This is a genomic window from Lysobacter soli (assembly GCF_009755585.1).
In the GTDB taxonomy this organism is placed as follows: domain Bacteria; phylum Pseudomonadota; class Gammaproteobacteria; order Xanthomonadales; family Xanthomonadaceae; genus Lysobacter_J; species Lysobacter_J soli.
This window is the reverse complement of sequence record NZ_CP046603.1, coordinates 3545058-3559264: the sequence shown is the minus strand read 5'-3', so window position 1 is coordinate 3559264 and position 14207 is coordinate 3545058. Positions and strand designations below refer to the sequence as shown.

Annotated in this window: 13 protein-coding genes; 6 read left to right on the top strand and 7 right to left on the bottom strand. The window is 68.4% G+C overall.

The window, feature by feature from the left end; genetic code table 11:
* Nucleotides 1–31 precede the first annotated feature (31 nt).
* Both ppa and GOY17_RS16190 read right to left on the bottom strand, forming a co-directional pair.
* Nucleotides 32–580: an inorganic diphosphatase gene (gene ppa / locus GOY17_RS16195; protein ID WP_157031149.1), complete on the bottom strand. Its 549-nt coding sequence runs from the start codon at nt 578–580 to the stop codon at nt 32–34.
* Between the two features lie 267 nt (nt 581–847).
* Nucleotides 848–2875 carry a sodium-translocating pyrophosphatase gene (locus GOY17_RS16190; protein ID WP_157031148.1) on the bottom strand — a complete coding sequence of 676 codons (2028 nt, stop codon included), beginning with the start codon at nt 2873–2875 and terminating at the stop codon, nt 848–850.
* Between the two features lie 198 nt (nt 2876–3073).
* Between GOY17_RS16190 and GOY17_RS16185 the strand changes: the two genes are divergently transcribed.
* Nucleotides 3074–3598 (top strand): hypothetical protein, encoded by a 525-nt coding sequence (locus GOY17_RS16185; protein ID WP_157031147.1) that lies wholly within the window; start codon nt 3074–3076, stop codon nt 3596–3598.
* 63 nt (nt 3599–3661) lie between these two features.
* Here GOY17_RS16185 and GOY17_RS16180 read toward each other — a convergent pair whose 3' ends face one another.
* From GOY17_RS16180 to GOY17_RS16170, 3 genes are all read right to left on the bottom strand, one after another.
* Nucleotides 3662–4327: a hypothetical protein gene (locus GOY17_RS16180; protein WP_157031146.1), complete on the bottom strand. Its 666-nt coding sequence runs from the start codon at nt 4325–4327 to the stop codon at nt 3662–3664.
* A 3-nt stretch (nt 4328–4330) separates the two neighbouring features.
* Nucleotides 4331–5062, bottom strand: a complete 732-nt coding sequence (locus tag GOY17_RS16175) for a hypothetical protein (protein WP_157031145.1) — start codon at nt 5060–5062, stop codon at nt 4331–4333.
* A gap of 165 nt (nt 5063–5227) precedes the next feature.
* Nucleotides 5228–6484 (bottom strand): 6-phosphofructokinase, encoded by a 1257-nt coding sequence (locus GOY17_RS16170; RefSeq protein ID WP_157031144.1) that lies wholly within the window; start codon nt 6482–6484, stop codon nt 5228–5230.
* Between the two features lie 191 nt (nt 6485–6675).
* Between GOY17_RS16170 and GOY17_RS16165 the strand changes: the two genes are divergently transcribed.
* The 3 genes from GOY17_RS16165 (at nt 6676) to GOY17_RS16155 (ending at nt 9531) form a co-directional block, all read left to right on the top strand.
* Nucleotides 6676–7254 (top strand): adenylate kinase, encoded by a 579-nt coding sequence (locus GOY17_RS16165; protein WP_157031143.1) that lies wholly within the window; start codon nt 6676–6678, stop codon nt 7252–7254.
* 228 nt (nt 7255–7482) lie between these two features.
* Nucleotides 7483–8889, top strand: coding sequence for a Mur ligase family protein (locus GOY17_RS16160; protein ID WP_232338620.1), 1407 nt, complete (start codon nt 7483–7485; stop codon nt 8887–8889).
* A 54-nt stretch (nt 8890–8943) separates the two neighbouring features.
* Nucleotides 8944–9531 carry an LON peptidase substrate-binding domain-containing protein gene (locus GOY17_RS16155; RefSeq protein WP_232338459.1) on the top strand — a complete coding sequence of 196 codons (588 nt, stop codon included), beginning with the start codon at nt 8944–8946 and terminating at the stop codon, nt 9529–9531.
* Here GOY17_RS16155 and GOY17_RS16150 read toward each other — a convergent pair.
* Nucleotides 9520–11529 carry a bifunctional DedA family/phosphatase PAP2 family protein gene (locus tag GOY17_RS16150; RefSeq protein WP_157031142.1) on the bottom strand — a complete coding sequence of 670 codons (2010 nt, stop codon included), beginning with the start codon at nt 11527–11529 and terminating at the stop codon, nt 9520–9522. The two genes, GOY17_RS16155 and GOY17_RS16150, sit on opposite strands and share 12 nt — an antisense overlap.
* A 122-nt stretch (nt 11530–11651) precedes the next feature.
* Between GOY17_RS16150 and GOY17_RS16145 the strand changes: the two genes are divergently transcribed.
* Nucleotides 11652–12320, top strand: a complete 669-nt coding sequence (locus GOY17_RS16145; protein WP_157031141.1) for a protein kinase family protein — start codon at nt 11652–11654, stop codon at nt 12318–12320.
* A 62-nt stretch (nt 12321–12382) separates the two neighbouring features.
* Nucleotides 12383–13231, top strand: a complete 849-nt coding sequence (locus tag GOY17_RS16140; protein WP_157031140.1) for an SDR family oxidoreductase — start codon at nt 12383–12385, stop codon at nt 13229–13231.
* Nucleotides 13232–13234: 3 nt separating this feature from the next.
* Here the strand turns inward: GOY17_RS16140 and GOY17_RS16135 are convergent, their stop codons facing one another.
* Nucleotides 13235–14110: an ion transporter gene (locus tag GOY17_RS16135; RefSeq protein ID WP_157031139.1), complete on the bottom strand. Its 876-nt coding sequence runs from the start codon at nt 14108–14110 to the stop codon at nt 13235–13237.
* Nucleotides 14111–14207 lie beyond the last annotated feature (97 nt).

Below are 14207 nucleotides of genomic sequence, written 5' to 3'. Positions count from 1 at the left end.
GCGGCCTTTTTTTCTCAGCGAAAGCCGACGATCAGAACTTCGGCTTGTCTTCTTCCGCGTTGTAGCGCGCGATGGCGTCGTTGAGGATCGCCTTGGCCTCGGCGGCGTCGCCCCAGCCTTCGATCTTCACCCACTTACCCTTCTCCAGGTCCTTGTAGTGCTCGAAGAAGTGGCCGATGCGCTCGAGCCAGTGCTTGGACACCTGCTCGATGTCGGTGATGTGCGAATAGCCGCCGAAGATCTTGGGCACCGGCACGGCGATCAGCTTCTCGTCGGAGCCGGCCTCGTCGCTCATCTTCAGCACGCCCACCGGCACGGCGCGGATCACCGAACCGGGCACCAGCGGCAGCGGGAGGATCACCAGCACGTCGGCCGGGTCGCCGTCGCCGCACAGCGTGTGCGGGACGTAGCCGTAGTTGCACGGATAGCGCATCGGCGTGGACAGGATGCGATCGACGAAGATCGCGCCCGACGCCTTGTCGACCTCGTACTTGACCGGCTCGGCGTCCTTGGGGATTTCGATGATGACGTTGATCTCATCCGGCGGGTTCTTGCCGGTGGGGACGAGGTCCAGGCCCATGCGTTGCTCCGACTGCTGAAGGCCGCGCCAGGACGGCGGGGCGGGGGTTTGGGATAGCGGGGCCGGTATTTTACGTGTCTGGCTGCTGCGGCGCAGCAGTGGCGTTGGCCGCGGCGATGGACCCTCACGCCGGGCGGAACGAAGCCCCTCTCCCGCGTGCGGGAGAGGGGTTGGGGTGAGGGGGAGGGTGGTCGACTTCGACCAGGCGCCGGGCCGCCTCCCTCACCCCGGCCCCTCTCCCGCGAGCGGGAGAGGGGGAAGTTCGCCTTACAGCAGCGGCACTAGCAGCAGCGCCACGATGTTGATGATCTTGATCAGCGGGTTGATCGCCGGGCCCGCCGTGTCCTTGTAAGGGTCGCCGACGGTGTCGCCGGTCACCGCCGCCTTGTGTGCGTCGGAGCCCTTGCCGCCGAAGTTGCCGTCCTCGATGTACTTCTTGGCGTTGTCCCACGCGCCCCCGCCGGTGGTCATCGAGATGGCCACGAACAGGCCCGTGACGATCGTGCCGATGAGCAGGCCGCCCAGCGCCGTCGGTCCCAGCAGCAGGCCGACGACGATCGGGACGATCACCGGCAGCAGCGAGGGCACGATCATTTCCTTGATCGCCGAACGGGTGAGCATGTCGACGGCCTTGTCGTACTCCGGCTTGCCCGTGCCTTCCATGATCCCGGGGATCTGGCGGAACTGGCGGCGCACTTCCTCCACCACCGCGCCGGCCGCGCGGCCGACGGCTTCCATCGCCATCGCGCCGAACAGGTACGGGATGAGGCCGCCGATCAGCAGGCCGATGATCACGTAATGGTCGGACAGGTCGAACGCGAACGAGCGCCCCGGATTGGCGGCCGACAGGTTGTGCGTGTAGTCGGCGAACAGCACCAGCGCCGCGAGCGCGGCCGAGCCGATCGCGTAACCCTTCGTCACCGCCTTGGTCGTGTTGCCGACGGCGTCGAGCGGGTCGGTGACGTTGCGCACTTCCGGCGGCAGTTCGGCCATTTCGGCGATGCCGCCGGCGTTGTCGGTGATCGGGCCGTATGCATCGAGCGCGACGATCATGCCGGCCATCGACAGCATCGCCGTGGCGGCGATCGCGATGCCGTACAGACCGCCGAGATAAAACGCGAGCCAGATCGCCACGCACACCGCGACGACCGGCAGCGCGGTGGACTTCATCGACACGCCCAGGCCCGCGATGATGTTGGTGCCGTGGCCGGTGGTGGATGCGGCGGCGACGTGGCGCACCGGCTTGTACTGCGTGCCGGTGTAGTACTCGGTGATCCACACGATCGCGCCGGTGAGCGCCAGGCCGATGAGCGCGCAACCGTAAAGGTTCATGGCGCCGTGCGTGTTGTCGCCCATCAGCTGCGTGGTGATCGGGTAGAACGCGATCGCCGCGAGCACCGCCGACACGATCACGCCCTTGTACAGCGCGCCCATGATCGAGCCGCCGGCCTTCACCTTCACGAAGAACGCGCCGATGATCGAGGCGATGATCGACACGCCGCCGAGCACCAGCGGATACAGCACCGCGTTGCGTCCGGCTTCGGCGAGCATCAGGCCGCCGAGCAGCATCGTCGCGATCACCGTGACGGCGTAGGTTTCGAACAGGTCCGCCGCCATGCCCGCGCAGTCGCCGACGTTGTCGCCCACGTTGTCGGCGATGACCGCGGGGTTGCGCGGATCGTCTTCCGGAATGCCGGCTTCAACCTTGCCGACGAGATCGGCGCCGACGTCGGCACCCTTGGTGAAGATGCCGCCGCCCAGTCGCGCGAAGATCGAGATCAGCGACGAACCGAACGCCAGGCCGACCAGTGCATGCAAGGCGTGCTCGCCGGTGAAGCCCATGCGCTGCAGCACGAGGTAGTAACCGGCCACGCCGAGCAGACCGAGGCCGACCACGAGCATGCCGGTGATCGCGCCGCCGCGAAACGCGACGTCCATCGCCTGGCTCATGCCCTTGCGCGCGGCTTCCGCCGTGCGCACGTTCGCGCGCACCGATACGTTCATTCCGATGTAGCCGGCGGCACCCGACAGCACCGCGCCTAGCAGGAAACCCACTGCCGTGGCCCAGCCGAGGAAGAAGCCGATGAGGACGAACAGGACGACGCCCGCGATCGCGATCGTCGTGTATTGCCGGTTGAGGTAGGCGCGCGCGCCTTCCTGGATCGCGCCGGCGATCTGCTGCATTCGTTCGTTGCCGGCGGGTTGTGCGCCGATCCAGCGCGCGGAGATGATCCCGTAGAGGATCGCGATGACGGCGCATACCAGCGCCAGAACCAAACCGTACTGCTCCAGCATGAATCCCTCCCCGTAGAAGTGGAAACACCAGGAAAACGAGTACTGCGCAATCGAATTGTGAGCTGCGCGGGTCGTGGGCCACCGCGACAACGGCCCGACTATCGCACAGGCCGCAGGCCCGACGCACGCTGTAGACGCAGCATTCAGCGCACCCGTGCCAGCCTGCGGTCCCCGTCACGGAAAGGGATTCCCGCCGCCATGCGAGTGTCGCCGCTCCTTCTCCTGCTCTTCACGCTGCCGGCGCTGGCAGCCACTCCCAGGACCGATGCGAAGGCCGATGCGAAGCCGGAAATCGCGCGTGGTCCGGTCCAGCCGCAGGCGCAGGGCGCCGTGCACACGCTGCGGCAGATTCCCGAAGCCTGCGCGCGACTGGAAGGCATGTTCACCGGACAGGCCGACGATCCGTATGCGTTTACCGTGGTGCGCATTTCGCCGCAGTGCCAGCCGCGCGCGCGTTTCGTCGATGCGGCGAAGGCGAAGCCGGCCGAAAACGGATGGGTGCTCAACGACCTCATCCGCGTGCCCAACGCCGCGTGTCCGTCGCAGCAGGCGGTCGTGCACATCTGGCGGAAGCCGGTGGACAAGACGGCGAAGCTCGACGGCCAGGGACAGCAGCGCATCTACCTGGAAGAGCAGTCGCAGAAGGCGAAGGCCGGCAAGCTCGACGCGATCCCGATGTATGCCGCGCAGATGCAAGTCGAGGGCAAACCCTGCGCGCCCTGATTTTCGCGCCTCGGAAAGGACGAAGGCCGCCGGAGCGGCCTTCGTCGCGTCACGTGTCGGGCATTACAGCTTGGGTAGTTCGCTCGACTGCGGTCGTGCGACCACCAGCACCTTCCCGCCCTGCAGGAACGGGCTGACCGTGCGCGTCTCGGTGCCGGTGCTGTACATGAAGACCGCACCGGTCGCCGCGACTGGCGCCGACACGACGTTGGTGAACGAACCTACCGCCGTATCGCTTTTACCCACCTGTCCATCATCCGGCGTGAGCATCAGGTACGCAGGTGCGCGCCCGGACGGATTGAGGAAAAGCGTGAGCGAGTACAGCGAGCCGCGCCGTACGAAATCGCTGAAGCCGTAGCGCCGGACCGGCTGGAAGTCCGCATCGAGCACTTCGACCGCCGCCGCGAATGTGCCGCCGGTGGACAGGCTCACCGAGACGTCGACCTCGGCCGGTGGCGTGATCGCATCGAGCCGGTACAACGCAACCGGTCGGGGCGCGCCATCGTTCGAGCGATAACAACGCGCCACCTGCGCGAACTCGAGGTACTTCGCGTCCGGCTTCTTGCCTTCGGCCGGGAAGCGCAACGGCGTGCCCGAGACCGCGATCGCCGGCAGGCTGTCGACGCAGTTCGCGCTCACGTCGGGCATCTGCGCCTTGTAGGCGATGCTGGAACATCCGCTGGCGAGCAGGCACGCCAGCGCGGTCGTCATTCGGATGCGCATCGTCATGGCTTACAGCTGCCGCGCGATTTCGGACGCGATCGAATCGATCGCCAGTTTCAGTCCGTCGACCGAACGCGGCCCGGCGGCCTGCAGTTCGTCGAAGCCCGGGTAGCTGAACTCCGGGTCGGCGTTCATCGCGACCGCATCGCGCATGTTGAACACATTGTTGTACGCGAAATAGTCGGTGTAATAGTTCTGCTTTCCGTCGGGGCTAACCAGGCGCACGGCCATCGTCGCCGTCGGGCGATAGGGCGCGGCGTCGCCGGCGCCGGCGGCTGCGTAACCGAAGAAGCCGAAGTTGATGTCCATCTGCGCGTCTGCGCCCTGCGTGCCCGTATAGGCCTTGCGCAGGCCAAAGGTGCCTCGCGATGCCTTCGTCTTCTCGACCTGCGACTGCGGCCAGACCAGGGTATAGCCGCGCTCTTCCATGCGCACGGTGAGGCGTTCGCGGAAGTAGCCGAGCGGCTGGAACTGCGCCTGTTCGATCAACGCGTTGAGCTTCTTTTCCTTGCTGGCCATGTCGCCTGCGGCGATGAGGCCGCCGATCAGGCCGAAGTTCGCGCCCGGGTGGTTCATCATGAACACCGCCGGACGCGTTTCGTGGGTCTCCAGCACGGCGATCGTCTTGATCGTCGTGTGGGTTTCGCGGTTGAACGCCTGCTGCTTGGGCATGCTGACGCAGCCGGTCAGGATCGAGGCGAAGGCGAGGGCGCACAGCGTGCGCAGCGGATTCCATTTCATTACGACGTCCCCTGAGTGAGTGGTTCACCTCGAGGGAACGACGCGCAGCGACTGACTTCCCCTCAGCCCCGGACGTCCAAACGATTTGTACCCTCCCCCCGAGGGCCCCGGCAGGCGCCGGGTGCTGAAAGCTTCACCGACACCCGGCGATTTCGCAATGCCCGATCAGCCGGCGTAGGGCGGCAGCTTCTTCTCGACCAGCGTGTGCTTCAGCGACACGTACTTCGGCAGGCCGTCGCGCCCGTACGGCGGCGGCGCTTCGCCGCGGATCAGCGGTTCCAGGTACCGCCGTGCCGGTGCGGTGATGCCGTAACCGTCGGCGCGGATGAAGTCGTCGGGCATCTTCTTTTCGTGGTTGGCGATCTGCGACAGCGGCGCGGCTTCGACCTTCCAGCGATACGGCATGTCGGACGTGCGCACGATCACCGGCATCACCGAGTTCATGCCCTTCAGCGCGAACTCCACGGCCTTGCGGCCCACCGCCTGCGCCTGGTCGAGGTCGGTCTTCGACGCGAGATGGCGCGCCGAACGCTGCAGGTAATCGGGCAACGCCCAGTGCACCTTGTAACCGAGCGCGTCCTTCACCCGGCCCGCGAGAAACGACGCCACGCCGCCGAGCTGCGTGTGGCCGAAGGAATCCTTGCCGCCGCCGGCGTCGGCGACGAACTTGCCGTCGGCCGTCTGGATGCCCTCGCTGGCGACGACGACGCAGTAGCCGACGCGCTCGACGGTGGCCTTCACCTTCGCGAAGAAGTCGGCTTCGTCGTAAGGACGTTCGGGGAAGAGGATGAGATGCGGCGCGGCGTCCTCGCCGTTGCCGGCCAGCCCCGCGGCGGCGGCGATCCAGCCGGCGTGGCGGCCCATCGCCTCGTAGACGAAAACCTTCGTCGACGTATCAGCCATCGCCGCGACGTCCAGCGCGCACTCGCGCACCGACACCGCGGTGAACTTGGCGACGGAACCGAAACCCGGGCAGCAGTCGGTCACGGCCAGGTCGTTGTCGACCGTCTTCGGCACGCCGACGCAGGTCAGCGGGTAATCGAATTCGGCAGCGAGCTGCGAGACCTTCAGCGCGGTGTCGGCCGAATCGTTGCCGCCGTTGTAGAGGAACCAGCGCACGTCGTGGGCGCGGAAGACCTCCAGCAGGCGTTCGTACTTCGCCCGGTCCTGATCGAGCGATTTCAGCTTCACCCGGCACGAGCCGAACGCGCCGCCGGGCGTGTGGGCGAGCGATCGGATCACGCCCGCCGGCTCCTTCGAGGTGTCGATCAGCTCTTCGCGAAGCACGCCCAGGATGCCGTTGCGGCCGGCGAGCACGCGGACCTTGTGCGCGCGGGCGGTCTGGATCACGGCCGAGGCGGTGGCGTTGATGACAGCGGTGACACCGCCCGACTGCGCGTAAAGCAGGGTTCCGGAGGGCATGTCCAATTCCTGGTCCGTGGGCGGATCGGGTGAGGGAGGCTGGGCAGGATGCGGTAAAGTGACCGCGAATTTGCCCGCCGGGGCAGGCTGCTGCGAGTGTAGCGCCGGTCGGCGGGCGGCGATCCCGGACCTGGTCCGGCGTGCGCCGGCCCCAGCGGCACCCCGATTTTTCCGTTCTAGGAGTGATGTTGATGCGATTGGTACTTCTGGGCGCGCCCGGCTCCGGCAAGGGCACGCAGGCCGCGCGACTCAAGGACCATCTGCAGGTCCCGCACATTTCGACCGGCGACCTGCTTCGCGCCGAAGTGGCCGCGGGCAGCAAGCTGGGTCTGGAAGCGAAGGAAATCATGGCCTCGGGCAACCTCGTCAGCGACGAGATCCTGCTGGGCATGCTGGAAGACCGCTTCTCGCGCGACGACACGAAGGGCGGCTTCATCCTCGACGGTTATCCGCGCAACCTCGCGCAGGCCGCGGCGCTGGACCAGCTGCTGCAGCGCATCGGGCAGCCGATGGATTACGCGGTGCAGCTGGAAGTGCCGACCGAGATGCTCGTCGAGCGCATCGCCGGCCGCGCCAAGGCCGAAGGCCGCGCGGACGACAGCCCGGAATCGGTGCGCCGTCGCCTGCAGGTCTACAACGACCAGACCGCGCCGGTCGTCGATTTCTACCGCCAGCACGGCCAGCTCACCGTCGTGAACGGCGTGGGTTCGCTGGACGACGTGTTCACCCGGATCGTCGAGGCGCTTGCGCCGGCGAAAGAGATCGGGTGATTTGATTCAAGCCCCTCTCCCGCTTGCGGGAGAAGGGTTGGGGTGAGGGCAAACCGCCGATGCGCTTCGATCGAAGTCACTGGCCAACGTCCCTCACCCCTTGCCCTCTCCCGCAGGCGGGAGAGGGGGAGTGATGGCCGTGCGGTGCACACTCCGGTTTGCCGTGCCGCCACCCTCCAGGAAGTCTCGATCTTGAAGATCCATATCCTTGGCATCGCCGGAACCTTCATGGGCGGTGTCGCCGCGCTCGCGCGCGAACTCGGTCACGACGTCGAAGGCAGCGACCAGGCGGTGTACCCGCCGATGTCCACGCAGCTGGAAAACCTCGGCATCGCGCTGAAGCAGGGCTACACGCCCGACCACATCTCGGCCGATTGCGAACAGATCGTCGTGGGCAACGCGCTCTCCCGCGGCAACGCGGCGGTGGAGCAGGTGCTCGACGACGGCCGCCGCTACACGTCCGGCGCGCAGTGGCTCAGCGAGAACCTGCTGCCCGGCCGCGACACGCTCGCCGTCGCCGGCACGCACGGCAAGACGACCACCACGACCATCCTGACTTACCTGCTGCAGGCGGCCGGTCGTGAACCAGGCTTCCTGATCGGCGGCGTCGCGGAAGACTTCGGTGTGTCCGCGCGCGTGGGGCAGGGCCGCGAGTTCGTGGTCGAAGCCGACGAGTACGACACCGCGTTCTTCGACAAGCGCAGCAAGTTCGTGCACTACCGCCCGCTGGTCGCGATCCTCAACAACCTGGAATACGACCACGCCGACATCTTCCCGGACGTGGCCGCCATCCAGCGCCAGTTCCACCACCTCGTGCGGACCGTGCCGCGCCGCGGCCGCCTGATCGTCAACGGCGAGGACGCGCACCTGGCCGAAGTACTGGCGATGGGGTGCTGGACGCCGGTCGAGACCTTCGGCCTGGATGCGAGCCAGATCCCCGCATCCGCCGGCGAACGCAGCCACGGCGACCGCGCCGACGACCGCAGCGTAGCGCGCGCCGCATTCGACTGGATCGCGCGCCTGATCGAACAGGACGGCAGCCGCTTCGCCGTCGTGCATCGCGGCGTGGAACTGGGCGAAGTGACATGGCCGCTGCTCGGCCGCCACAACGTGATGAACGCGCTGGCCGCGCTCGCCGCGGCGAACGCGGTCGGTGTCGGCGTGGCCGGCGTGCTCGGCGCGCTGTCGGAGTTCCGCAGCGTGAAGCGCCGGCTGGAAGTGATCGGCCAGGCGCAGGGCGTCACCATCTACGACGATTTCGCGCACCATCCGACCGCGATCGCCACCACGCTGGCGGGCCTGCGCGCGAAGGTCGGCGATGCGCGGATCGTGGTCGCGATGGAACCGCGCAGCAATTCGATGCGCCTGGGCGCGCATTCCGATGCGCTGGCGCCGTCGCTCGACCTCGCCGACACGGTGGTGTTCCTGCATCGTCCGGAACTGGCGTGGGATGCCGGCAAGGTCGTGTCCGCGCTGGCCCACGAAGGCGTTGCCGTGCCCGACGCCGACGCGCTGATCGCCGCGTTGCGCGAACGCGTGCGCGACGGCGACCACGTCGTGTTCATGTCCAATGGCGGCTTCGACGGCGCACCGCGCCGCTTCTTCGCCGTGCTCAAGGACGCCGCCGCGCGCTGACGCGGCGCGCGGCCTTCGCGTCGCGGGCACTGGATCGGCCCTACACTGGCCGCAATGTCCGACGACGCCATGCCGCAACCGCTGGGGCTGTTTCCGCTGCACACCGTGCTGGTTCCCGGCGCGGCGCTCGGGTTGCGCGTGTTCGAACCGCGTTACCTCGACCTCGTCCGCGATTGCACCCGCGCCGGCCGCGGCTTCGGCGTCTGCCTGATCATCGACGGCGAGGAAGCGGGCGCGCCGGCGAGCGCGGCCGCATACGGCACCGAGGCGGTGATCGAGGACTTCGACCGCGGCGAGGACGGCCTGCTGACGCTGCAGGTTCGCGGCACGCGCCGCTTCCATGCGCACCGCGTGCGCGTTCGCGACAACGGCCTGCAGGTCGCCGACGTGAACTGGTGCGATCCCGATCCCGACGATCCGCTGCGGCCCGAGCACGGGCTGCTCGGCAAGTTGCTGGAACAGATCGTGGAGCAGATCGGCGGCGAACACGCCAAGGCGCCGCACTCGCGCTTCGACGATGCGGCCTGGGTCGGCTGGCGACTCGCCGAGCTGCTGCCGCTGGAAAACGCGCAACGGCAGGTGCTGCTCCAGACCGACGATCCGCACGCGCGGCTCGACCGGCTCCTCGCGCTACTTCCCTGACGCGTTTGCCGGCGTCGTCGTGCGCACGCGCAGCACGGGCGTGTCGCCGTGCGGATGCGCGTCCTCAGCGGTGTCCAGGTCCTTCAGGGCTTCGCGCACCATCGCGTGCGCGCGTCCGTCGTCGCTGACCGGCAACCACAGCGCCGCCACCGCGAGGGGCTTGTTCAGGCGCAACGTCTGACTCGTGCCGATCCATAGCGGCGTGCCGTCGTCCAGGCGCACCGGCGCGCGCCACAGGCGCAGCACGAACTCTTCGTCGTCGCTTCCGCCCGGATGCACCATCAGCAGCGTCTCGGCCTGCGCGTCGAGCGTGGCCGGAAGCACGGGCTGCTCGCTTGCCGAGGTGTCGTCGTCGAGCAGGCCCAGCGTCGCGATCCAGTCCGCCTGCGGCTGCACGTGCCAGCCGCGCGCTTCCAGGCGTTCGCGCAGCGGGTCGAGCGAGCCGGCGACCTGCACGTCCAGCGGCCAGCGGCGGCGCTGGTCGCGTTCGTTGCGCTGCGCCGGCAGCTCGCTCCATCCCTCGCGCCACCATGCCTCGGCATCCATTACCGACGTCGGCGTCGCGGCGGCAAAGCGCGCCAGCAGCGTGTCGGCGGTGCGCGGCGCATGCCACAGCGCGGCGATGGCGAAGGTGCCGTAGAACAGCCACGCCAGCGGGCGCATCCAGAACGAGCGCTGCACGTGGCGGCGATACGCGATGCCCAGCGCCAGCAGCCAAAGCACGCCGAACAGCGTGCCGCCGACGAGGTCGCTGGGCCAGTGCGCGCCCAGGTACAGGCGCGAGAACGCGACCAGCGTGGTGATCACGCCCGCGAGCAGGTACGGCCACACGCGCGTGCGGCCGGGCAATTCGCGCGCGATGAGCACTGCGAAGAAGCCGAACACGATGGTCGACATCGTCACGGCCACCGACGGGAAGCCGAAGCCGGCCGGCGCGGTCGGCGGACGCGGCATGTCGATCACCGCTTCCAGCAGCGACGTGAATACCAGCCCGAACACGATCGCCGCCGCGAAATGCGCCGCCGCCATCCAGCGCTTGCGCCACAGCAGGTAGGCCAGCGCGACCAGCACCGCCGGGCCGAGCACGGAGGCATCGCCGATGCAGGCGAGCGCGGCCATCAGGCGGTCGGCGAGCGGGTTGCGCAGGCTCCACATGAAGTCGTGGATGGTGTGGTCCAGCGCCAGCGGCCCGCCGCTGGCCAGCAGCGAGGCGACCAGCGTGAACCACGCCCAGCTGATCGCCAGCAGGCACACGGCGAGCATCAGCAGCGACGGGGATTCGGGCCGGTTCGGATCGATCAGCGCGGCCGCGTACGGCCCCAGCCGCGGATGCTGGCGGGTCCAGCGCAGGGCGCGCGCGAGCAGGGTGTCCGCGTGGTCGGCGAACCATCGCCACGTGTACAGCACCACCGCCCAGACCAGCGCGACCGCGACTGCCAGCGCGCCGAGCACCAGCGCAAGGCGATCGGCCACCGCGGCCACCGCGTCGTAGGACCGCCCCAGCACCCAGCCGGGCGCGAGGAAGAGCGCCGACCATGCGATGCAGGCGACCAGGCTCGGAAGGGCGTAGCGCCGCAGCGGCATGTGCAGCATGCCGGCGATGGCGGGTACGAACGGCCGCACTGCGCCGACGAAGCGCGCGATGAAAATGCTCTTCACGCCATGGCGGCGGAACATCGCCTCGCCGCGATCGAGCCACTGCGGATAGCGCGAGAACGGCCATCGCGATCGCAACTGCGGGCCCCATCGGTGGCCGACCCAGTAGCTCAGGGCGTCGCCGATGAAGGCGCCGAGCGTCGCGCACACCAGCGCATACGGGCCGCTGATGTGCCCCAGGCCCACCAATGCGCCGACCGCGAACAGCAGCGGCAGCGCCGGCACGACGATGCCCAGCAGCACCACGGCGTCGCAGAAGGCGATGAGGAAGATGACGGCGCCGGCGGCGACGGGGTGCTCCGCGATCCATGTGGTCGCGCTTTCGATCCAGGCCGGTTCCATCGGGCGATTATAGGCAGCGCGTCCATGACGACGCGATGGCGACGGTCACGGTGACGATCGGCATCCGCGGGGAGAACCCTCGGCCGTCCCGTCCGTGAATCGCGATTCCGTACACTGGCGCGATGTCTTCATCATCCGACGACGCCATCGAAGTCCAGGCGCTCAAGGCCGACAGCTTCGGCCGCATCGCGCTCATGCGCGACGACCGCGGCCTGTTCGTGCGTCGCGACCTTCGCCATGTGCCACTGTGGCTGCGCGTTCCCGCGTGGTGGCTCGCACGGCGCGAGGCGCGCGCGCTGCAGCAGGTCCACGGCCTGCACGACGTGCCGCAGCTGCTGCGCTGGGACGGCCGACGGCTCGACCGCAGCTACATGGACGGCGCGGCGATGTACCAGCGCCCGCCGCATGGCGACCTCGCGTATTTCCGTCGCGCGCGCCGCCTGCTGCAGCAACTCCATCGGCGCGGACTGGCGCACAACGACCTGGCGAAGGAGGCCAACTGGCTGGTGCTCGCCGACGGCCGGCCCGGGATCATCGACTTTCAGCTCGCCACGCGCGGGCAGCCGCGTTCGCGCTGGATGCGGCTGCTCGCGCGCGAGGACCTGCGTCATCTGCTCAAGCACAAGCGCACCTATTGCCCGCACGCGCTGACGCCGGTGGAGCGGCGCGTGCTCAAGCGCCATTCGTGGCTGCGCGAGGCGTGGTTCGCCACGGGAAAGCCGGCCTACCGGTTCGTGACGCGGCGCATCCTGAAATGGGAAGACAACGAAGGTCAGGGACCCAAGCCGTGACCTTCCGGCCATAATCGCGGCGATCGGCGCGCCTAAGGCGCGCGCAACGTAGGAGACGCGCCATGCGCACCCTGTCCGGAAAAACGCTCTTCATCACCGGCGCCTCGCGCGGCATCGGCCGCGCCATCGCGCTGCGGGCCGCGCGCGACGGCGCCAACGTCGCGATCGTCGCGAAGTCGTCGGTTCCCAATCCCAAACTGCCCGGCACGATCCACACCGTGGCCGAGGAAGTGGTCGCCGCTGGCGGCGAGGCGCTGGCGATCAAGTGCGACATCCGCGAGGAAGACGAGGTTCGCGCCGCTGTCGCCGCGACGGTCGACGCGTTCGGCGGCATCGACATCCTGGTCAACAACGCCAGCGCGATCTGGTTGCGCGGCACGCTCGACACGCCGATGAAGCGCTTCGACCTGATGCAGCAGGTCAACGCGCGCGGCACGTTCCTGTGTTCGCAGGCCTGTCTGCCGCACCTGCTGAAGGCCGCAGATCCGCACATCCTGTCGCTCGCGCCGCCGCTGAACCTGGATCCGAAGTGGTGGGCGCCGCACACCGGCTACACGCTGGCGAAGATGGGCATGAGCTTCGTGACGCTGGGCCTGGCCGCGGAATTCGGCCCGCACGGCGTGGCGATCAACGCGCTGTGGCCGCGCACGGTGATCGCCACCGACGCGATCAACATGATTCCCGGTGTCCGCCCCGAACTCTGCCGCACGCCGGAGATCGTCGCCGACGCCGCGCACGTCGTACTGACGCAGCCGTCCGGAGGCTACTCGGGCCAGTTCCTGATCGACGACGACGTGCTTTCCGCCGCCGGCGTCACCGACTTCAGCGGGTACGCCGTCGATCCGGACGCGAAGCATCTGCTGCCGGACCTGTTCCTCACCGACGCGCAGCTCGCGCGGCCGCCGCGCTGAGTCTCATCCCGTGGCCGACGGCAGCGTAGTGCCGCAGTGACGGCAGAAGTGCGCGGCCGGATCGTGGCCTTCCAGCCCGCAGCCCGCGCAGCCGCGGCGATCGAGACGACTCGCGTCGCCGCTCGCCTCGCGCAGGCTGCTGGCCAGTTCCGCGGTGTAGATGCCGGTCGGCACGGCGATGATGCTGTAGCCGATGAGGATCAGCAGCGACGTGATGAAGCGCCCCAGCGTGGTCTGCGGCGCGATGTCGCCGAAGCCGACCGTCGCCATCGTCACCACGGCCCAGTACATGCTCGTCGGGATGCTGGAAAAACCGTGTTCCGGACCTTCGACGACGTACATCAGCGCACCGAAGATCACGGTGATGGTCATCACCGCGCATACGAAGACGAAGATCTTGCGGCGGCTGCGCCATAGCGCACCGACCAGCACACCGCCTTCCTCGACGTAGTGCGTGAGCTTGAGGATGCGGAACAGCCGCAGCATGCGCAGGATGCGCAACGCCAGCAGGCTCTGGCTGCCGGGCAGCAGCACCGACAGGTACGTCGGCAGGATCGATGCCAGATCGACCAGGCCCCACAGGCTGATCGCGTACCGCCACGGATTGCGCAGCACCGCCAGGCGCAGCGCGTACTCGGCGGTGAACAGCAGCGTGAATCCCCACTCCAGCCCGTGCAGCAGGTCGCCGTGGCGCGCATGGATGCGCGCGACGCTGTCGAGCATGATCACCACGACGCTGACCAGGATCGCCGCGATCAGCACCAGGTCGAAGTTGCGCGAACGCCGTGTGTCATGGCGGAACACGATGTCGAACCAGCGGCGACGCCAGCCTGTTTCGCGTGCGGGTTTGAGTTCCGGATCCATCAGCAGCGTGGGCATGCGGGCCTCCCGCCGCGATTGTGCGCAGCCCGGACGTGCACGGCGCGCCAAGCCGCTTGTCGCGGGCATGCGACCGCGGTAACGTCGCCGCGCAAAT